Source organism: Sporosarcina sp. P29, from assembly GCF_002743265.1.
In the GTDB taxonomy this organism is placed as follows: domain Bacteria; phylum Bacillota; class Bacilli; order Bacillales_A; family Planococcaceae; genus Sporosarcina.
The window spans coordinates 1-20,379 of the sequence record NZ_PDYX01000008.1; the positions used below are offsets into that span (position 1 = coordinate 1).

The following is a 20,379-nucleotide window of genomic DNA, read 5'->3' on the forward strand; positions in this document are numbered from 1 at the left end:
CCTCATCTACAAAAGAGGGTGCGCTGTTTCCATTCACTTTTCTTAAGACACGGTACCAGGTCCCAACACAAATTGGAAACAATTCTGAATTGATCTGGAGTTGTGTGTGGATCTGATATCCTAATTATTTTTCATATGAACCTCGCGATATTCATACATATATAAGGTGCGCAAAAAATGAATTTACGGAGGACATCTATTGTTGAAAAAATGGATTGTGGTGTGTGTGATTTTTCTCATGGCTGTAACGGGAACGATGCAGGATGTACAAGCTGCAAGTTTTAAAGACATGCATAAGAAAACTTCGTCACTGTACGTGGAAGTAAATTACTTGGCGGATCGTGGAATTATAAGCGGTTATCCGGACGGGAAATTTAGGCCGAATGAGCCGATCGCAAAGAAGCATATTGCCGCAATGCTTGTTCAGGCCCTGGATCTGCCGACGACGAATTTGAAAGATCCTAACTATAAGGACGTACCCAAATCTCATCCTTATTATAATGAAATAGCGGCGGCATATACTGCGGGTCTGTTTTCAAATGCGGTCAATTTCAAACCGGAATCCAGTATTTCTCGCGCATTTATGGCGAGGCTGATGAGTAAAGCATTTAATTTGAAGGTGCATAAAAAAGGAGAAGAAAGTCCGCGGTACAGTGACGTTCCAGCGCATTCGGAGTTTCACATTGATATTTTGAGGGTGTCGTCCAACAATATTGCTACTGGATATCCAGACGGTACATTCAAACCGAATCAGCTCATTACACGTGCGCATTTTTCAGCATTTCTAGCTCGCGCACTTACAACGAGAGCAATGAATATTATGCCGGATCCGAATTATACGTATTACTATACAGACGGCTCTAGTAACTATCGTTATGAGTATGACAGAAAAGAAGAAAACGGCTTAGCTTATTGGCGTATACACAATGAAACGAAACATGAAAAGATTCCTCGTCTAGGCTATGTTCAAAACTCTTGGTCCTACGCAGAAGCTTACGATGACTGGTTCCATTATGATCAATATATACCATATCCTTTTGTTGTAACTCAAACCCACAGTGAAAACGATATCGGTCCAGTCAGCTTCGGTAATATATGGATTACAGAAACGAATGCTGTGAAGACTGTTCGTACTATAGAGTACCGTGACGTGTTGGTAATTGAGAACTATACGCCGTGGGACAATAAGACAATTTTCGATTACTACGCAAAAGATATTGGATTGATTCAACGAGTAGACAGTTCGGGGAAAGAGCTGTATGGATTAGTGAAACGTGTGAAAAAAACTAAGTAAATATACGAGGTCCCGGAACAATCCTTGGTTGTTTCGGGACTTTTGAATTTGCAGTAGGTATCAGGTCCAGATACAACTATGTAAGTGGAACTGGATCCTTGTTCATTAGAAGAAAATCAACTAGACCCTATCGGCATATCATACAATAAACAACGAGTACATTTGAATAGGAGAGATTGAGGTTAACGGGAAACATACATTGTTGGATATGAAAATGGGAGATGTCAACGGAGATGGTATGTTGGACACCGTGTATTTGTATGGTCAATTCGATGGGCCACCAGGTATCTATGCTCATAATATTACACTCGTAATACATGATGGACGATCAACTAAAAGTACAACCGTTCATCTGAAAAATAATGCGGGCTATAATCCGCGCTTATTTCTTGGCGATTTTAACAAAGATGGTGTCCCTGATATTATGGTAAGTATGGATACGGGCGGCAGTGGGGGATATCGTATTTTTTATATCTATTCCTTTAAGAATGACAGGTTACAGGAATTGTTCAACAGTGATCACTACGACGAAAAGTATGAATTCGAAGCACATTATGTGGATTATTATAAAGTGCGTGTGGAAAGTTCTCAACTTAACGTTTTATTCATCATAGACATTAGTTACAGAGGCATTGATTATTTATCTCAGTTTTATAACAGTGATGGGAAATTAAAAAATCCGGTTCAAGGCGGAGTTCTTGGAATAGGAGGCTTATTTCCGATTAATACAACAAACACAAACAATTATTTTGATTTATTAGCCATGCAACGTATTATTGGGCCCACTAATTCAGATACATTAGGATATGTTGAAAATCTATTGACGTGGCAAGACGTCGAATTTATTTCGAATCGATTGACTGTGTCTGTATTTGGTGTGAATATGAAGTGACATGAAACGAGTACCAGGTCCCCACACAATTCAGAAACTATTCTGAATTGAACGGAAGTTGTGTGTGTACCTGGCACCATCTACGAAAAAAACAGCGCATCCTCATCTACAAAAGAGGGTGCGCTGTTTCCATTCACTTTTCTTCAATTAACCCACTATCCACCAAGTATTCCTTGGCGACGAGTTCTACCATAATTCCATCATTATCGACTTTACCATTCATGACTTGCATCGTTTCTTCATCGATTTGACCTTCAAGCAGGCCGAGTATTTCTTCGAGTTCTGGGTATTCTTTGAGTGTTTCATCTCGTACTAACGGCAGTGCGTGGTAGGGCGGGAAGTACGATTTGTCATCTTCTAGCACGCGTAGATTCGCAATTGCGAGCTGCCCGTCTGTTGTGTAGGAGTTGATGACATCTACTTCGTTTGCACCAATGGCACGATACATCATACCGTGATCCATTCCTTTGACGTCTTTAAACTCGATGTCGTATTCTTTCTCAAAACCAGGTAATCCGTCGGGTCGGTCAATAAATTCGAATACGGCGCCGAGAATGAAGTCGTTCGACACTTTAGCAAAATCGCTAAACGTCACGAGGCCAAGCTCTTCCGCTTTCTCTTCATCAAGTGCCAGTGTATACGTATTATTGAATCCGAATGTACCGAGTGCGGTGATGTTGTCTCCGGCGACGAGTCGTTTGGTTGCAGCTAATGTTTCTTCAGCTGTGCCAGGCTCTTCTTGGTAATACGTTACGACAATAGTTCCTGTGTAGTCTGGGATGACGTCGATATGGTCGTTAGTCATCGCGTTCCAGACGACGGATGAGCCGCCTAGGTTTTCTTTGTAAATAATATCTACACCTAAGCGATCTTCAATTAATTGTCCCATGATATTAGACAAAATTATACTTTCCGTATTGTTTCGAGAACCGAGTCTGAGTGAATCTTTTTCATTGAATATACAGCCTGACAATAAGCTAGCCAATAAGGTCGTGACGAGCAACAGTGTAAGTTTGTTTTTCAAATCATCTCAATCCTTTCGGCGTCGTCCAACGTTCAACGCCACCAAAGAACGTTTCAAGGGCAATCGCGAGGATCGCTGCTGGAATGGCTCCAAGTAAGATCAATCCGTCAATTCCACGTGTAATGCCGAGGAAAATGAAGTCACCAAGTCCACCAGCTCCGATGAATGCTGCGAGTGTCGCGTTCCCGACGTTAATGACCGCAGCTGTTCGAATGCCGGCCATAATAATAGGGATGGCAAGAGGCAATTCTACTTTAAATAAAATTTGCATGCTCGTCATGCCCATACCTTTTGCCGCTTCTATTGTGGCGGGGTCGACGTCTTTAATTCCTGTGTAAGTATTACGCATAATAGGCAGTAAAGAGTAAAGGAATAGCGCAGCAATAGCTGTTTTGACGCCGATTCCGAAAATGGGGATCATGAAGCCGAGTACTGCTAAACTTGGGATCGTTTGCATAATGCCTGCTGCACCAAGGACTCCCGTTTTCAGTTTGGGTACGCGTGTGATGACAATCCCAAGCGTTACTGCAATGACTACTGCGAGGATCATTGAGAAGAATACGAGTTGAATATGGATGGAGGTTGCTTCGAGCACTTCCGGCCATCGCAATTTCGTTTGTTCTACGAGTTGTTGCCATATGTTTAAATCATTCATCTAGATCGGCCCCCTTATCTGTCCATTGACTAGACATCGCAGAGAGTAAGGAACCGCGGTTGACGAGCCCTACCAGTATATGGTGTTCATCGACAATCGGAATCATACCGAACGGTGAAGTGTCCATCATGATAATGGCATCTTTCGCTGTTGCTGTATTCACTAAAAAAGGTACAGCGGGTTTCATCACGTCATCAATGGTTTTGATGCCATCTAAATTTTTAATTAAATCGTAAGCGGAAACAATACCAAGTAGCTTCCTTTGATCATCTACGACGAGAAGATCTGTTATTTTTCGTTGACGTATAAGAGAGATGGCTCGTTCTGGAGAAGTAGTAGATTGAGTAGTGACCACTTTCTCTGCCATAATTTCTGTAACCGGCATCAGTTCAGGGTTTTGGATAATTCGATGCTTACCCATAAACTCTTCCACAAAGCCGTGAGCGGGTTCGTGTAGTAATTTCTCTGGAGTGTCTAACTGAAGTAAATTGCCGTCTTTCATAATGGCAATACGGTCGCCCATCTTTAGCGCTTCGTCCATGTCGTGTGTGACAAAGACAATGGTCTTCTTTAACTTTTTGTGTAGCTTCAGCAATTCTTCTTGCAACTGTTCCCGTGTAATGGGGTCAAGCGCACTGAACGGTTCATCCATTAATATGACATCTGGATTCGCTGCAAGCGCTCTCGCAATGCCGACACGTTGTTGCTGTCCACCTGATAATTCTTTCGGATACCGCGAAGCATAAATTTTCGGATCGAGTCCGACCATTTCAAGTAGATCGAGTACACGTGTTCTCGTTTTGTTTTCGCTCCATTTTTTCAATTGGGGTACAATAGAAATATTCTTTTCGATCGTGTAATGAGGGAAGAGCCCGACTTGTTGAATGACGTAACCGATATTTCTGCGAAGATCAGCGGCGTTGTAAGATTTGATATCTTTGCCGTCGATAGAAATTTTGCCACTTGTGTGTGGGATAATCCGGTTAATCATTTTCATAGTAGTAGACTTACCTGAACCACTAGGTCCTATGAGAACTAGTAATTCACCTTCAGCAATCTCGAAGTTGACAGATTTCACAGCTTGAAATCCACCATCGTACACTTTTGATACATTTTCAAACTTCAGCATAAGTACCTCCTGTATGTAATTAAGAGTAAATCCTGATTTCTTAACGTTTTTGAAATCAGGATTTAAAAAATAGACGTGGCTCCTTAATAAATTAAGAAAGTCGTCTTTGTAAATATCTTAACATATTAGTAAAGCTTGTACAACAAGCGATTGGGTACCAGGTCCCTGCGTGATTAAGAGACAATTCTGAATCCGTCCGAAATTGTGTGTGGACCTGGTACTACTACTATGTTTACCAAACCACCTATCAGGTAATAGAACGTTAAGTCATCAAAGTACTAAACGATAAATATGAACATAAAACAGGAGTGGAAAGTCATGAAACAAGTACCAGAAACAAAAGTTAAATTAACCGATGTGAAAGAGCTGATGAATAAAGGATATAATTTGTTGCAAGAGCTGCGCGAAGAGGTGGATGCGCCAGTCGTGAAAGCTGAATTCTTAACTAAAGAAGTAACTGCTGTTTACGGGGAGGAGGCAGCCCGTAAATTTTATGATCCCAAAAACTTTAAACGAGAAGGAGCTATGCCGAAACCAGTCTTGAAAACGTTATTCGGTGAAGGTGGGGTGCAAACGCTAGACGGTGAAGAACATCATCATCGCAAGAACTATTTCATGGATTTGATGTCTCCGGATAGAATGGAAGCGTACCACGAACTATTAGCTAAAAATGTTTCTGAGGAGTTAGGCAAACAGCACGGTGAATTTGAGTTATTTGACCTGGCCAATAAAGTGTTGTTTAACACCATCTCGGAATGGTCGGGGATCAATTTGGAGCGATATGATTCGAAGACGTTGGAGAAACTTGCGAGAAATCAAATTTCCATGATTAGTGGCGCAGTGACATCTCCTATAGACCACATAAAAGGAATCAAAGATCGTAATGAGTCTGAAAAGTGGGCGCAGGATCTCATAGAGGAAGCACGAAAGCACCCGGTACCAGGAAAAGAACATCTTGCGCTATATGCATTTGCACACGCGACGGATCTGTATGGAGAATTATTACCTGTGGAAGTAGCAGCGGTTGAATTATTAAATATCATCCGTCCGACTGTCGCATTGACGGTTTGGGTAGCATTAATGGGGCATGCACTCTTTGCTGAAAGAAATGTGTATGAAGAGGTAAAGGGTAATTTCGGTGAACTGCAAGATTCATTCATTCAAGAAATGCGCCGTTACTATCCATTTTTCCCAATGCTACCGGCGATTGCTGTGAATGATGTAGAAATTGACGGGTATTTGATTGCGAAAGAAAGCTTTGTAGTATTGGATCTCTACGGCAGTAATCATGATGAGCGTACAATCACTTCTCCGGGGCAATTCGATGTTAAACGATATGTAGGAAGAGCGAAAGATATTTCCTATAAAGAAGAATATGAAATGATTGCACAAGGTGGGGGGAAGTTTAGAGAAATGCACCGTTGTGCGGGGGAATGGATTACTCTTCACAGCTTGCGTGTCTTTTCTGACCAGTTAGTGAATAAATACGAATTTACCGTACCGCAGCAAGATTGGACGATTCCAATGAATCAGTTCCCAACGTATCCAAACAGCAAAGTATTGCTATTCAAAGAGTAATTCGTGCATTTAGTTTGCTTCACAACATATCAGCAAAAAGAGTCTGTCTACTGATGTAGACAGACTCTATTTTTAATCACAAAAATTCGATTAACGTTGTAGCAATCGAGAAATAAATTAGTAACCCGATAATATCATTTAACGTAGTAATGAATGGGCCGGAAGCGATCGCTGGATCAAATTTCAATTTATTGATGATCAAGGGAACGATTGCGCCAATGACAGCAGAAATTCCTAGCGTTAGTAAAATGGAAAAGCCGACAATCAAACCAAGCGCCAGATTACTATAGAAAATATACACAAGTCCCGTAATGACGACCATACAAATTAGTCCAATTAAGAAACCGGTCTTCAATTCCCGTTTCACCATTTTAAACGCACTATTCTTTTCAATTGTACCTAACGCCAAACCTCGAACGGATATCGCTAGCGATTGTGTTCCGACATTACCCGCAGAGTCCATAATCATTGGAATGAATACAGCTAGTAGCACGACGGACTCCAATGTCTCTTCAAATCGTCCAATTACGCCACCTGTGATCAACCCAAAAAACATCAGGCTAATGATCCATGGAGAACGCTTTTTAGCAGCTGCAAATGAAGTTAAGTTTATATCTGTCGCACCTTTAGTAGCCGATAGTTCACCAAAGTCTTCTGTCGTTTCTGCTTCTAAAATGTCCATAATATCATCGACAGTAATAATGCCTAACAAGTGATTTTCTGTAGTGACGACAGGAACCGCTAGAAAGTCATACTTTTTAATGAGCTTTCCGACATCCTCTTGGTCCATATGATCTGGGACCGATACGACGCGCGTATTCATAATATCTACAATCATTTCGTCAGGATTTGCGACGAGCAAGTTTCGTAACGATACAACACCGATTAGCTTGCCCTGTTCGTCGACCACATATAAATAGTAGATAATTTCGGCATCCGAGGCAATGATCCGTAACGTATTCAGAACATCTGTCACGTTGTCAGTAGACGCAATGCTCACAAGTTCCTTCGTCATTACCGATCCAGCAGTTTCTGGTAGATACGATAAAAGGCTTTTGATCTTTTCGGCTTTGTCGGGTTCCATATTATCGATTATGGAATTCGGCAACTCATTATTGAGCTTCGTTAAGAATGTGACGATGTCATCCGTAAACATGTTGTTAAACATTTCGGAAGCATATTTGTCATTCAGCTCTTGAAAAACATCTTTTTGATGATGGAATTTTAAAAGCCCGAAGATATCCGCCATTTCACGAGGGGATACATACGAATAGACTCGCTGACGTTCCTCTTCCTGCAATGTCATAAAAATGTCCGATTGGTCGGATGGATGCAGCTCTAAAAACGTTTCTCGAAACTCTACCATTTTTTCCTCTCTCAACTCGTCTAACGCCAAACTCATGTATTGTTCGCGTGTCTTTCTGCTTAACTTAGTCATATACAACGCTCCTTCAATTAATTCTCTCGTAGGGTAAGGCTACAACAGCAAAAGGAATTTTGATAACATACGTTTGTTTTAAATGAACTATAAAAAAACACCTTCAAGAAGAGAAGGTGTTTTGTCATAAGCAATACGAAAAAAGTTCTCTAAAAAGAACTGTAAAAGGCCAAACAAATATCCTCCAGTCGTGGAGCTTTAGCACTGTATGGCATAGGATTGAATCCAGCTACATTAAAAATTACCTTAACTCGATAATTCCTGTTGACCCATTGGCGTCTTTGGACGTTTCTGGGCAGCAGCGTTTCTCCATACAGGAGCCTTACCTAACGAGGGTATCTATGCAATTCATTACAGATACTATCGGAAGGTGTTTGGTTTGTCAAAGGAAGGCAAACAGGTACCGACACCACTCAAACAGGTACCAGGTCCCGACACAATTCGGGAACAATTCTGAATCGTGTCGAAGTTGTGTAGGGACCTGGCACCGTTATGAACTTATATGATTTTCACAGCAAGCAACATTGTTTTCAATTTGACTCAACACATGATCAAATGTGTCTAATAACTCTTTAATTTGTTGATTACGTAGTCCATAGTAGACATATTTACCTTCTTGTCTTCCTACAATAATTCCACAACCTCTTAGACAAGCTAAGTGCTGCGAAATATTTGACTGATTACCTTCTATACTTTCAACAATTTGTGAGACAGTCTTTTCCTCATATTTGATGCACTCTAATATTTGAACCCTTGTTTTGTCTCCGAATGCACGTAAAAACTTCACTTTAAGTTCTAAATTTTCTTGTATCATATATATCACTCCTTATATTAGACATGACTAATACGTTTTGTTATTATCACATTAGCAATCACTAATATGAGTGTCAAATATATAGTGAATCCTGTATAAGGGCTACTGCTAGTGTCAAACACAAAATCAGAATAGTACGTCCCCCCGCTTTTACAGGTATTCTAAAAGAGGTAGGACTTCTAGTTAAAAATGGGTAGTGGCACTATGGAGAGGAAATGAAGGGGGAATTATGACGAAGAATATTATCATAATCACAATTTTGTTTTTCATCGTCTCGGCAAGTACCGTATCCGCACATACCAGCCTAACTAGCAGTACTCCAGCTGATGGTGAAGTGATTTTGGAAGAAGTTCATGAAATTGTATTGGATTTTAATACGAAAATTGAAGCCACAAGTACGGTGAAAGTCTTTAACGAGGCGAATGAGGAAATAATCGTCAGTACTATTAACGTGAATGATCATGTCATGACAGCTGGTTTTTTGTCTCCATTAGATCATGGTACCTATACTGTGGACTGGAAGATTATAGGTGCGGATGGTCATCCGATACAGGGAACTTATTCATTCGTAGTCAATCAAGATGATTCAGAGGATCCTATAGTGTCAGAAGAAGCTCAAGAAACACCTGCCAAGCCTATTGAAGAACGAGTAGAAGAAAATGTGGAGCAGCCAGTTGAAGTTCAATCAAAAATAGCATCACATGATGTCTTAGTTATCATCCTTGTCGTTTTATTTACGATTGCTGGCGGAGTTTTCGGCTGGATCATAGGAAGAAGGCAAACATAAATGATTTGGATTTATATTTCAGAAAGTTTATTGTATTTATGTTTCTCACTATTGATGGGCGCATTTATCATTCAATTCATTCCAGAACGACTGAAACCTGAAATCCGTATTTCGAAGAGGCTACTTCAATTGGCAGTGCTAGGCATTGTGTTCTTTTCGGCTGCACCGCTGATTAGAGTCATCTTATTTCTTTATGAAGACATCGGTCTACTGTTGACGATGCAAAATGTGCTTACGGGGTTTGAAGTAGGCAAGGCATGGACAGTCACCCTCATACTTGCACTATTCTTTTATTTGTTTGTATCCTTGTTTTCAGTCTTGAATAGCAAAGTGCTTTCTGGTATTTCATTAGCTTTCACCTTCGTCCTACTCCTGGCATTGGGATGGGCAAGTCATGGCGCATCGCTTACCGAATGGAGTGGCTTCGTTATTCACTCTTTACACTTTCTAGCAGTGACAGTATGGATTGGTATGCTCCTGATCGTCGGTTGGTGTTCAAAAAACCAAGAGAATTGGCTTTCCTATTTACGGTGGTTTACTCCTTTGGCCATCGCATGTTTTCTTACGATTGTAGGAACAGGATTATTTCTCATGACATTGGTAATTGATGTAAATGAGTATAGCGATGCATGGATGCTACCTTATGGACAAGCCTTATTGGTAAAGCATTTGACTATCATCCCGGTTCTGTTTTTCGCTTTTATAAATGGGTTTTGGATTAAACGTAAATTGAAAAGGCAAGAGCCAATTAATCCTATACCGTGGTTGAAGTTCGAAAGCGTGCTTCTATTATTTACGTTCGTTTCGACAGGGGTCTTAGGACAACAGGAACCACCGCATAGTATCGAGATTACTCTCGCAGGCAGCGGTCCTTCGGCGTACTTCGATTACTTTTATTTAGGGGTTATAGAACCTTCCATGAGTTTGCAATTTGGTTTTAACACATTAAACATTCTATTTTTTATTGTAGCCATGATCTTCATGGGGCTAATCGTATATAGCTTCAAGAAAAAAACGCCTGCAATTGCTCCGTTTTTCATGGGGATATTCAGTGTTCTATCGCTCTATTTTGGATTCATGTCTAGCATGCAATAATAACGATGAGAGAAGAGGTATTTGATGAAACAGAATAAGAATTCCAATATGAAATTTGTGGTTATTTTAACACTATTGGCAGTCGCAATATTGGCGGCAGTTGTTGTATTTAGCAATAAAGAAGAAACCTTACCAACGGATACAAAGAAAATCGATATCACTGGGCAACCTTCACTTGGGGATCAAGATGCTCCTGTAACGATAGTTGAATTTGGTGATTTCAAATGTCCTGCATGTAAAGCATGGGGGGAAATGATTTATCCAAAGCTAGTTACGGATTATATCGAAACAGGTACAGTGCAATTTTCATTCGTGAATGTATTGTTCCACGGTGATGAATCGATTTTAGGTTCGATCGCCGCTGAGTCCGTTTTGGAGCGTAGTCCTAGTATATACTGGGATTTCCATCACGCATTGTATGATGCACAGCCAGCTGAAAATCATGATGCCGAGTGGATAACTCCTGAAAGAATTCTTGAAATTGCGAGTGATTTCCCTGAGATTGATCAGACACTTTTAAAAGAAGACATGGACCAACAAGCGACTATGGAGAAAGTAAAACTCGACGAAGATTTAGTAAGGGAAGTCGGCGTTGCCATGACTCCAACTATTGTGATAAACGGAAAAATGATGGAAGACCCATTTGATTACGAAGCGATTAAGTCCGCAATTGAGCAAGCGAAGAAGGATAAAGACTGATGAAGTATAAAGAAAACCAATCTAAATCACAGGAATTCCTATTATATGTGGCTTGGGTTGTTTCGCTAGTTGCCATGTTTGGGAGCCTGTATTTCAGTGAGATTAAAGGCTATATTCCATGTGAGTTATGTTGGTATCAGCGCATACTTATGTACCCACTTACATTACTATTGGGGATTGCTACTTTTCAGAATGACAATACTGTTAAAAAGTTTGTGCTTCCGCTAGCTCTTATTGGAGGAAGCATCTCCTTCATGCACTACTTAGAACAGAAGATACCGGGGTTTGGAGGTATCAAGCCGTGCGTAAGCGGAGTACCTTGTAATGCCGCGTACATCAATTGGTTTGGGTTTGTTACGATTCCATTTTTGGCATTAATGGCCTTTGTAACAATTGCTGTCTGTATGTTTCTTCTTAAACCCAAAAAGGTAAATGAATAAAGAATGCTGTTTTAAGAAGTCAAAGTGGTCGAATGTCGATCTTTGGCTTCTTTTTTTTGAATAAGGTACCAGGTCCCGACACGATTCGGGAACAATTCTGAATCGTGTCGAAATTGTGCGGGGACCTGGCACCGTTAAGCAATTGTTCCCGTTCTCTCCGCCCGTAGTGTACGATAAGTCTGCAAGCTCATCAACGTAACTTCTACGGCAATTAATAGTACAATCACAACCGGCAAGAAGAGTTGCAGTGGCTGTGCCAACGCGTCGATCCATGGATGATGGCCGGTAGGAATTCGTTCCGTGAAGAAAAGGAACATGCCGAATGTAAACACGCGAGCCCATTGCGTCGGGGAATAGTCAAAGAGGCCATGACGCCAGCCGAGTTTCCGAATTCGTTGAAAAGCCCATATGATCTCAATCGTTTCGATGACAAGGAAAAATACGAATGAAAGAGTCCAAACGATATACATGAGGGAGAAAGCTGTAGGGTGTGCGAATGTAAGTGCCACGCCTGTAATGGACAAAGCACCATGTAAAATACAATTCGTATTGACCCAATTGACCGTCAAATCTTTATCTGAAGCCGTTACATAACGGAACACAATCAGCAAAAAGTTCAGTATATAAAACAATGAACCAATAACAAGTAGAGTATTAGCGCGGCCTGTCCATTCAGCGCCATCCAACACATGATAGCCCGAAATAACAATAGATTGAGTGGATACGCATGTCAGTAACAATCCGCCATGTATTTGATGTATATACTTTTTCAGATTTGTGAAAATGAACATATAATTTCTAATAACGAGTCCAATATAAATAAACCAAAACGTGAGATTTATGTAGAATAGAATGTTCATTGAACCGGCCATGTCGTTGTCCGACAGCAAAATAAGAATAATTGAAACAGATGCAATCCAAGTGCCAATCGAAAAACTCGATATGGGATCTTTCACATGAAGCAAATAAAAGTCTCTATGAAACAAATCGAATAGGTAATGAATTAAGATCCAAAATGCGCCTGCAATGACTACGTAAAATACGATGGTGGTTGCAGATGGAAAATATATGAAAACGACGCTTTTTAATGCAATGCCCATCGACATAAGGGGGGCGCCGGCAACTGTGGAAATCACTGGCTTATGTCCGAGATGTTTACCGGTGAATGCCAGAATGAGAGTAGCGATAAATAAGAATATAAACATAGTTGCATCCCTTTGCTTTGGATTTCTTTTTTTGCGTAAATCATATCATAAACGGTGCCAGGTCCCAACACAAATCAGAAACAATTCTGAATTGAATTAGAGTTGTGTGCGGACCTGGCACCGTTTATGAAGTATATTGAATTCATCCAATACACTTCATCTTTGATTTCACTAGTAAATAAGTATAAAATGTACTTCTGTACTTCTATAAATTACGGAAGAGGTATGAATGAATATAAAGAATAAAAGTTTTAGTGGAGGGTCTGTATGAATTATAGAATCGGTAACAAGCAAGTATTCGAGCAAGCACAGTTGCGATCGGTTTCAGATGTACCGTTTACTGAAGAAGAACTTCAAAATGGTATGATGTTAGCGATAGCTAAGAAAGACTCTACGTTGGCACTGTATTTAGTAGAGGTAGATGGTCAGAAGAAATTTGAGGTTCGTTGGGATGATTCGCACGAGCTATTCAACGGCTGGAATTCTGCATGGGAAAATTTCACATGGTGCCTAGATATCGTAGGTAACTGATTTTCAGATACTTGTGTGCCAAACTACATATCCATATGTTCTAAAGGAAAAACTCCGCTGGTTTGTGTGAACTGGCGGAGTTTTTTTATTTTTTTCGGTACCAGGTCCCCACACAAATTGGAAACTATTCTGAATTGAACCGGAATTGTGTGGGGACCTGGTACCGTTTGCTGCCGTTTGTTTGCTGACCGTTCGCTGTGCTGTGTTCCATTCGTTCCCGTTCACCAGTGAGCCATTTGCCAGTGCCCAAAAAAGCCTACCCAACATAAGCTACAACAAAAGAACATATTCGTACGACTTACAAAGGGAGAGGAGTGACTAGTGCATGGCAACAAAACCGCAGCAATTAAAAAGAGGCGACACGGTGGGGATCGTGACGCTTGGAAGTCCGCTCGCAGCTAATCGCATTACGGAAGGGATTCGGATGTTGCAAACGATGGGGTATAAAGTCGTGGTAGGTGAACATGTGTATTCGGCAAATGGATTTCTTGCGGCTACGCCTCAACAAAGGGCTTCGGATTTAATGAAGATGTTTAAGAATCCGGAAGTGAAATGGATTTTACCTACTCGCGGAGGCGTCGGAGTGGCAGGTATTTTACCTTTCCTTGATTTTAATGTGATTAAACAAAACCCGAAAATTGTTTCGGGATATAGCGATATTACGATTTTATTGAATGTGTTGTTTGAATATGCCGACCTCATCGGTTTTCAAAGTTTGCTGTTGCTAGACTTTAAGGCGGGGACCCCTGCATATAATTTCAATCAATTCTTTGCGGCGACATCAAATGTCACGGCACCTTGGCAAATTATGAACCCGCCTGAAGTTCCACTGGTTGGATTAGTTCCGGGAAATGTCACGGGACCGATTGTAGGTGGGAACCTCACGTCATTCGTAGGCACATTAGGTACGTCCTATGAAATCAATACAGAAGGTAGGATTCTTCTATTGGAAGAAACTCATGAACCGATTAATACGGTGTATCGTTACGTAAACCACTTAGCGATGGCAGGGAAATTTGATGATTGTGTAGGCATCATTATGGGACAATGTACGAACTGTGATTCTGCCTATGGGAAAAGTTATGTGGATTTGATCAATGAATTTATAGTTCCACTAGGCAAACCTTTATTGACCAACCTAGCGAGCGCACATAGCTTCTACAAAGCCACTGTACCTATAGGGACCAGTGTTCGTATGGATACGGTGAATCGAACGTTAACGGTGACGGAGCCGGTTGTAAAGTAGGTGACAGGTCCGCATGAAATTCATTATATTTTGCTAATATACGCGAGTTTTAGGGTATACTTATAAAGTAAGAAGGTCTACTTCAGTAAATTAAGGTATCATCCTTGTGTTGAATAGATGGTCTACTAAGAAGATGAGAAGAGTAGGTGAAAACAATGGGGAAGTATCAACTAGATAGTAAAGGCAAGGCGTCTGTGGCAAAGTATCACGAAAAAAACAAGCCAGCTCAATTTGATAAAAAGCAACAAATTGATAAAATACGTACAGCGTATTTGGAAAAGAAGAAAAAACAGGCGGATGAATAAGTTAGATCAGATGCCAGTACAACGCAGAAACGGTTCTGCATTGTACTGGCATCTGGTACTTGACTTGCCTATTTATCCATGGAAAACTCTCAGCATTTATTATGGGGAGTTTTTTTGTATTTCATCCTTCTACTCTTTAATAAAATCTTTTTATGAATAATTCAATTTTATATCGTTAACCACTAATTGTTGATATGATTAAGGTATATTCTGCATGAAAAGGCAGTAGACTGCGGAAAATACTTAACAAGGTGTGAATTATATTGAATCTCTTAAATGTTAGAAAAGGCCAATTCGTTTATTATCAAAATAAGCTGCATAAAGTCTATTCTGTAAAAGCTTTTTTCAAGCAGTCCGTTCACTTGATCCGACTAGAAGACTTTGAACAACAGCTGGCTACGGCTAAAGAAATTAATTTGTATAAACCTAAACATTTGGACAGTTTTGTCGTGAATCATAAACGATATACATTGCACAAAGATGAGAAGGCTAAAGTAGGCGATTATATTTTAATCATTAATCCTCAACCAGATTCTTTAGATCATCACCATCTACATGCGATTGAAATGGTATCTTCGATTGAACGTCATGGTGTCATCAGTAATAAATCCAATGGTATTAAACATAACGAGTATTGGGTGATGATGCCTGGGCTTGAAGACGGTGCGAATATTATTGATATGGAAATTCCAGATGCGGATTATATTACGGAGCAAGTAAATGAAAAGACGAAGATCAATGTGCCTAAAGCGCATAAAATTAAAATAGGCGACGTGTACCAATGCAACACAAAAGATCCGATTCTTCAGGCGATGGTTGTCGCTATCCAAGGAGAGACGGTTTATTTAGGTAGCAATCTCGAAGTGGATATTAATGAGTTGAACGATCCTGAGTCTTGGAGTTTAGTTCAAAGCAAGCTACATTCGTGAGATCGGTACCAGGTCCTCGTACAATGTAGAAACAATTTAAGAATGTATGGGGAGTCGGTAGGCGATAGTTGTAGTTTACTGCTTTAAAATCAATATGTACTTCCTTTAAGACCATAAAAAAGAGTGGATCGGACTTTACTTGATTCACTCTTTTTGTATACCTTATTATTGCATGTTATCCGTCATCCTCTGCAAGGTCTAGGCGTAGAATTACCACTGCGTTTACTTGATCTTCTGTGGTAGACATTGTTTTTATTGGATTTCAAGAGAAAGAATATATAGTGATCACCCATCGGTATAACTACTGGTGGGTTTTACTGTTCGCATTTGATAGAGTGTTAGTAGGATAGTTAGGGAGCGTGTAAGATGGAACGAATAAAAGAAGCAGCCGGATTTACGGTAATCACGTTATTATTTAGTCTTCTTACTTGGGTCATGAAAGATTCCTATATGGATGAATATGATTTACGCTCTATTCAGTCAGAAGAAGTAACGATCATAGAGAAGGTAGGAGCTAAAGGTTTATTTACGCCTCCCGTTTATTATGTTCGTATTAGATTACCAAATGGAGAAGAGCCGGGTCGTCTTAACCGCCTTTCAAAGAATCAGATGGAGAATAGTAAAATAGGCGACTCCCTTAGCGGTTACATGACGGGTACCGCAACTTTTTCGACAGCTCGTGATATTGCGATTGATAGCTTGTACTACTTGTTGGCTATTATCATTTTTGGCATTTTGACTTTCTTTTGTCTAGTTGCCCTAATATTTTCTATTCCCGCAGTGGATCGTTTCGAAAGGAAGATGCTTTCCAAACGGCGTGTTAAAAGTAAGAAAAAATGGAGTGTAAGGAAAAGAGCCTGGCGAAATGCAGGAATCATTGTTCTGTTCTTTCTTTTCATTTCGGGCCGTTTTGTATGGAACTTGATTCGTAAATTGCAGTTTGTTGGAAAGACGGAGACTGAGGCCACCATTTTGGATCAGTTTTCGCATACTACGTACCGTAGATATGAAGACTCGCAGTATGAACTGACAATCTCTTTTAAGGATCAGGCGGGACACACTTTCGAAGTATTGAAGGATGTAACGAGACACACCTATCAGCAATATGGCATCGGAGACAAATTACCAATCTCATATCGGAATGCTAATACATACGACGTGTTTGTGCCTGATCATTCTATATGGGATGTTGCTCAGGCATTTACGTATTGGGAGTTGTATATGTATATCATCTTGTTGGCGGTGAGTGTGTTTGTTGTCTGGGCTTATCTTACTGATTCAGAGTAGGATCGGTACCAGGTCCCCACACAATGTAGAAACAATTCAAAGGCAATAAAAAGAGTGGACCAGGCTATACACCTGATCCACTCTTTTTTAAAATCCACCTACATCATTGTTGCATTTTACCCGCTGTATACCCGCCATCCACCGCAAGTGTGACGCCGCTAATTGATTTCGCGAGGTCTGAGCATAGGAATACTACAGCGTTTGCTTGTTCTTCTGCGGTAGACATTCTGCCAGCTGGAAGTGAAGCGAGTACACCTTGGTATTGTTCGGGCGAAGTTTTAGACCAACTTTCAATTGCCGGTGTAATCGTTGCGCCAGGAGCAATAGAATTGATCGTAATGCCTTGTTGGCCATATTCTAAAGCCACTGATTTCGTAAGACCTGCAATAGCGTGTTTAGATGCAGTATAAGGCGCCATGTTCGGTGAGCCTTCAATGCCCGCACCGGATGCTGTGTTGACAATCGCGCCGCCACCCGTTTTAAGCATAGCGTTTACTTCGTGCTTGATGCAGTAAAACGTGCCATAGAGATTGACTTTTAGCGTAATATCCCAGTCCTTCGAATCCATTTCCCCAATAGGCTTTAACCCTTTGTTAATGCCTGCGTTATTATGCGCAAAGTCTAGCTTGCCGAAAGTTTCAACTGTTTGATTGACCAGTCCGATTACTTGTTCCTCATCACTTACGTCGCATTTGAAAAAGGCCGCTTCTCCTCCAAGATCTTGAATCAGTTGTACGGTTTCCTGTCCAGCCTCTTCACTAACGTCAGAGATCATCACTTTCGCGCCCGCTTTTGCTAAAGCAATGGCGGTAGCTCTACCGATACCTGAACCCGATCCTGTTACTAGTCCTGCTTTACCTTCCATAACTCCTGCCATGAAAAACACTCCTTTTTGTTAATGTTCTTATTGGGTTCCATACACATTTACGACTATTTGTTCAATGAACGAGGTTGCGTTCTGCGTTTTCTATTGAACAACATACGCCCAATTGATTGGGAAATCAACTATGCAGTTTTGAACGGTACCAGGTCCCCACACAATTCAGAAACAATTCAGAAATATCAAGAGTAGGTAAGTACTAGTGATAGTTTTTTGAAAAGTGTATCTGTATATCTTGAAATAAAATATAGTAGCGTTTCATGCCCAGTATTGAGGGAATAGTATATTTCTTACAAAGTATACAAAATATTATGTCATGTACATGCATATAATTTAAATGCAGGCTGAGGGGCAATCAGCTTCGACTAGACTAGTAGAAGACTAAGTTGCCCATATGTATACATTGATAATTTTTAAAAAAGGGGGATTTATTTATGGAGTGGGATTATGAATATGATGTAATTGTCGTTGGTTCAGGAGCATCGGGGTTTTCGGCCGCGATCACGGGAAAGAAAGAAGGCTTGAAGACGGTCTTGATTGAAAAGGAAAAAGTATTTGGCGGGGCGTCCGCACTTTCGGGAGGCGGGGTATGGATTCCGAATAACCGGTATTTGGTTAAAGGTGGAGTACAGGACAGTTTCCAGGAGGCAAAGACGTATTTGGATTCTACGGTCGGTGACAAAACGTCGGATGAGATGAAAGAGACCTATTTGAAGAAAGGCATCGACATGATGGATTATCTCCATGAAACGTCCGAGCATATGCGGTTTACGTACGCCAAAGACTACTCAGATTATTATCCTCACTTAGCAGGCGGTAAAGGTGAAGGGCGTTCCATCGAGCCTACGGTTTTTAATCTTAACAAGCTCGGCGGTTGGAGAGGGCAGATGAAGGCACCTGCGATGGATACGAAAGGATTTGTCATGACAGGGCAGGATTTCCGACATATTAATATGATTACTCGAACGTGGACAGGAAAGAAGAGAAGCTTGACGCTCGGCTGGCGTTTGGTCAAGCACTTGGTTTTGAGAGCCAATTATTCTGCTTTGGGTCAAGCGTTGATCGGTAGACTGGCGATGACATACAAAGAGCTTGGCGGCGAGCTTTGGCTAGATAGCCCATTTATCGACTTTATTATCGAAGACGATGAAATTAGCGGTATCAAGATTATGAAAGATGGTAAAGAAACATGTGTGAAAGCATCGAAGGGAGTCATTTTTGCGTCGGGCGGATTCTCCCAAAAACAGTCGTTCCGTGAGAAGTATCTTCCGGCACCGACGGATAAAACGTGGACATCTTCTCCGCAAGGGCAAACGGGGGATTTACTGGAGCCTGCTCAGGAGCTTGGTGCGAAACTCGGCTTCATGGATAAGGTATGGGGCGCGCCATCGATCATTGATCATACAGGTAAGCCATTCTTCTTAGTGGCGGACCGCGCCATTCCGTCTATGATTATTACAGACCAAGATGGCAATCGCTATATTAATGAGCCAACGCCCTACCATGAATTTGTGGACACTATGTATGCGCACAATGAAAAGTCAGGTGGAAAGGCCATTCATTCATGGATCATTCTAGACCATAAAGCGAAGAAACGTCATCTCTTCGCGGGCTTGTTCCCAGGACAAGATTTCCCTAAAGAATACTATGAACATCATGTGGTTCTAAAAAGTGAAACGATTGCAGGATTGGAAGAGCAATTGGCGATACCACAAGGGAATCTGGTGAAGACGGTGGAGCGGTTCAATGGATTTGCGGAGACGGGAGAGGATTTGGATTTCCATCGTGGCGAAACGAAGCATGATCAGTACTACGGCGATCCCACATTGAAAAACCCGAACCTCGATGCGATCGACAAAGGACCTTTCTATGCATTGAAGATCTATCCAGGGGATATTGGAACGAAAGGCGGAGTCGTCATCGACACACATGCCCGTGTACTGAAAGAGGATGGCACGCCAATTGAAGGACTGTACGCGTGCGGTAATTGCTCGGCTGCCGTCATGGGCGAATCTTATCCGGGGCCAGGCGCAACAATTGGACCCGGTATGACATTCGGTCATATCGCAGCCCTTCATTGCAAAGAGAAAGCGAAGTCCGGAGTTACACTTTAAGGTGTCAAAGGGGGGCTGAATACGTTCAGTCATCAGA

Annotated in this window: 20 protein-coding genes and 1 riboswitch; of the genes, 13 read left to right on the plus strand and 7 right to left on the minus strand. The window is 41.1% G+C overall.

Annotated features, from left to right (window positions below):
* Positions 1–199 precede the first annotated feature (199 nt).
* A complete protein-coding gene (locus tag CSV68_RS08635) occupies positions 200–1,294 on the plus strand; it encodes an S-layer homology domain-containing protein (RefSeq protein WP_099661909.1) in 1,095 nt (364 codons plus the stop codon).
* Positions 1,295–1,502: 208 nt separating this feature from the next.
* Positions 1,503–2,186, plus strand: coding sequence for an FG-GAP-like repeat-containing protein (locus CSV68_RS08640; protein ID WP_099661910.1), 684 nt, complete (start codon positions 1,503–1,505; stop codon positions 2,184–2,186).
* A 133-nt stretch (positions 2,187–2,319) separates the two neighbouring features.
* On the opposite strand, the gene CSV68_RS08645 is transcribed toward CSV68_RS08640, so the two are convergent.
* The 3 genes from CSV68_RS08645 to CSV68_RS08655 are packed head-to-tail and all read right to left on the minus strand — an operon-like array spanning position 2,320 to position 4,994.
* The gene (locus tag CSV68_RS08645; RefSeq protein ID WP_099635310.1) at positions 2,320–3,210 is read right to left on the minus strand and encodes a glycine betaine ABC transporter substrate-binding protein; all 891 of its coding nucleotides are present in this window, start codon (positions 3,208–3,210) and stop codon (positions 2,320–2,322) included.
* Between the two features lies 1 nt (position 3,211).
* Complete coding sequence (locus CSV68_RS08650) at positions 3,212–3,865, minus strand: ABC transporter permease (RefSeq protein WP_099635309.1); 654 nt, start codon at positions 3,863–3,865, stop codon at positions 3,212–3,214.
* Positions 3,858–4,994, minus strand: a complete 1,137-nt coding sequence (locus CSV68_RS08655) for a betaine/proline/choline family ABC transporter ATP-binding protein (RefSeq protein WP_099635308.1) — start codon at positions 4,992–4,994, stop codon at positions 3,858–3,860. Before CSV68_RS08655 ends, CSV68_RS08650 begins: the two co-directional genes overlap by 8 nt.
* A 318-nt stretch (positions 4,995–5,312) precedes the next feature.
* Here CSV68_RS08655 and CSV68_RS08660 point away from each other — a divergent pair, with 318 nt between their 5' ends.
* Positions 5,313–6,572 (plus strand): cytochrome P450, encoded by a 1,260-nt coding sequence (locus CSV68_RS08660; protein WP_099661911.1) that lies wholly within the window; start codon positions 5,313–5,315, stop codon positions 6,570–6,572.
* Positions 6,573–6,648: 76 nt separating this feature from the next.
* On the opposite strand, the gene mgtE is transcribed toward CSV68_RS08660, so the two are convergent.
* Both mgtE and CSV68_RS08675 read right to left on the minus strand, forming a co-directional pair.
* Positions 6,649–8,010 (minus strand): magnesium transporter, encoded by a 1,362-nt coding sequence (gene mgtE / locus CSV68_RS08665; protein ID WP_099661912.1) that lies wholly within the window; start codon positions 8,008–8,010, stop codon positions 6,649–6,651.
* A 175-nt stretch (positions 8,011–8,185) separates the two neighbouring features.
* A riboswitch (M-box (ykoK) riboswitch) is annotated at positions 8,186–8,351 on the minus strand.
* A gap of 149 nt (positions 8,352–8,500) precedes the next feature.
* Complete coding sequence (locus CSV68_RS08675) at positions 8,501–8,824, minus strand: ArsR/SmtB family transcription factor (protein ID WP_099661914.1); 324 nt, start codon at positions 8,822–8,824, stop codon at positions 8,501–8,503.
* Positions 8,825–9,053: 229 nt separating this feature from the next.
* Between CSV68_RS08675 and CSV68_RS08680 the strand changes: the two genes are divergently transcribed.
* From CSV68_RS08680 to CSV68_RS08695, 4 genes are read left to right on the plus strand one after another with little or no spacing between them, the layout of a single operon-like run.
* The gene (locus tag CSV68_RS08680) at positions 9,054–9,611 is read left to right on the plus strand and encodes a copper resistance CopC family protein (RefSeq protein WP_099661915.1); all 558 of its coding nucleotides are present in this window, start codon (positions 9,054–9,056) and stop codon (positions 9,609–9,611) included.
* Entirely contained in the window at positions 9,612–10,706 is a 1,095-nt protein-coding gene (locus CSV68_RS08685; RefSeq protein WP_099661916.1) for a copper resistance D family protein, read from the plus strand.
* Between the two features lie 24 nt (positions 10,707–10,730).
* Positions 10,731–11,405 carry a DsbA family protein gene (locus CSV68_RS08690; protein ID WP_099661917.1) on the plus strand — a complete coding sequence of 225 codons (675 nt, stop codon included), beginning with the start codon at positions 10,731–10,733 and terminating at the stop codon, positions 11,403–11,405.
* Entirely contained in the window at positions 11,405–11,845 is a 441-nt protein-coding gene (locus tag CSV68_RS08695) for a disulfide oxidoreductase (RefSeq protein ID WP_099661918.1), read from the plus strand. Before CSV68_RS08690 ends, CSV68_RS08695 begins: the two co-directional genes overlap by 1 nt.
* A gap of 134 nt (positions 11,846–11,979) precedes the next feature.
* On the opposite strand, the gene CSV68_RS08700 is transcribed toward CSV68_RS08695, so the two are convergent.
* Complete coding sequence (locus CSV68_RS08700; protein WP_099635214.1) at positions 11,980–13,050, minus strand: SLAC1 family transporter; 1,071 nt, start codon at positions 13,048–13,050, stop codon at positions 11,980–11,982.
* Positions 13,051–13,317: 267 nt separating this feature from the next.
* Here CSV68_RS08700 and CSV68_RS08705 point away from each other — a divergent pair, with 267 nt between their 5' ends.
* The 5 genes from CSV68_RS08705 to CSV68_RS08725 all read left to right on the plus strand — a co-directional run bounded on the left by CSV68_RS08705 (position 13,318) and on the right by CSV68_RS08725 (position 17,348).
* Positions 13,318–13,581 carry a hypothetical protein gene (locus CSV68_RS08705; RefSeq protein WP_099635215.1) on the plus strand — a complete coding sequence of 88 codons (264 nt, stop codon included), beginning with the start codon at positions 13,318–13,320 and terminating at the stop codon, positions 13,579–13,581.
* Between the two features lie 325 nt (positions 13,582–13,906).
* Positions 13,907–14,827, plus strand: coding sequence for a S66 peptidase family protein (locus CSV68_RS08710; RefSeq protein WP_099661919.1), 921 nt, complete (start codon positions 13,907–13,909; stop codon positions 14,825–14,827).
* Positions 14,828–14,982: 155 nt separating this feature from the next.
* On the plus strand, positions 14,983–15,132 hold the full coding sequence (locus tag CSV68_RS17305) for a hypothetical protein (RefSeq protein WP_099635217.1): 150 nt from the start codon (positions 14,983–14,985) through the stop codon (positions 15,130–15,132).
* Positions 15,133–15,395: 263 nt separating this feature from the next.
* Complete coding sequence (locus tag CSV68_RS08720) at positions 15,396–16,061, plus strand: hypothetical protein (protein ID WP_099635218.1); 666 nt, start codon at positions 15,396–15,398, stop codon at positions 16,059–16,061.
* 366 nt (positions 16,062–16,427) lie between these two features.
* The gene (locus CSV68_RS08725; RefSeq protein ID WP_099661920.1) at positions 16,428–17,348 is read left to right on the plus strand and encodes a hypothetical protein; all 921 of its coding nucleotides are present in this window, start codon (positions 16,428–16,430) and stop codon (positions 17,346–17,348) included.
* Between the two features lie 103 nt (positions 17,349–17,451).
* On the opposite strand, the gene CSV68_RS08730 is transcribed toward CSV68_RS08725, so the two are convergent.
* Complete coding sequence (locus CSV68_RS08730) at positions 17,452–18,225, minus strand: SDR family NAD(P)-dependent oxidoreductase (protein ID WP_099635220.1); 774 nt, start codon at positions 18,223–18,225, stop codon at positions 17,452–17,454.
* Between the two features lie 437 nt (positions 18,226–18,662).
* On the opposite strand from CSV68_RS08730, the gene CSV68_RS08735 reads away from it, so the two are divergent.
* Positions 18,663–20,342, plus strand: coding sequence for an FAD-dependent oxidoreductase (locus CSV68_RS08735; RefSeq protein ID WP_099661921.1), 1,680 nt, complete (start codon positions 18,663–18,665; stop codon positions 20,340–20,342).
* The last annotated feature ends 37 nt before the right edge of the window (positions 20,343–20,379 follow it).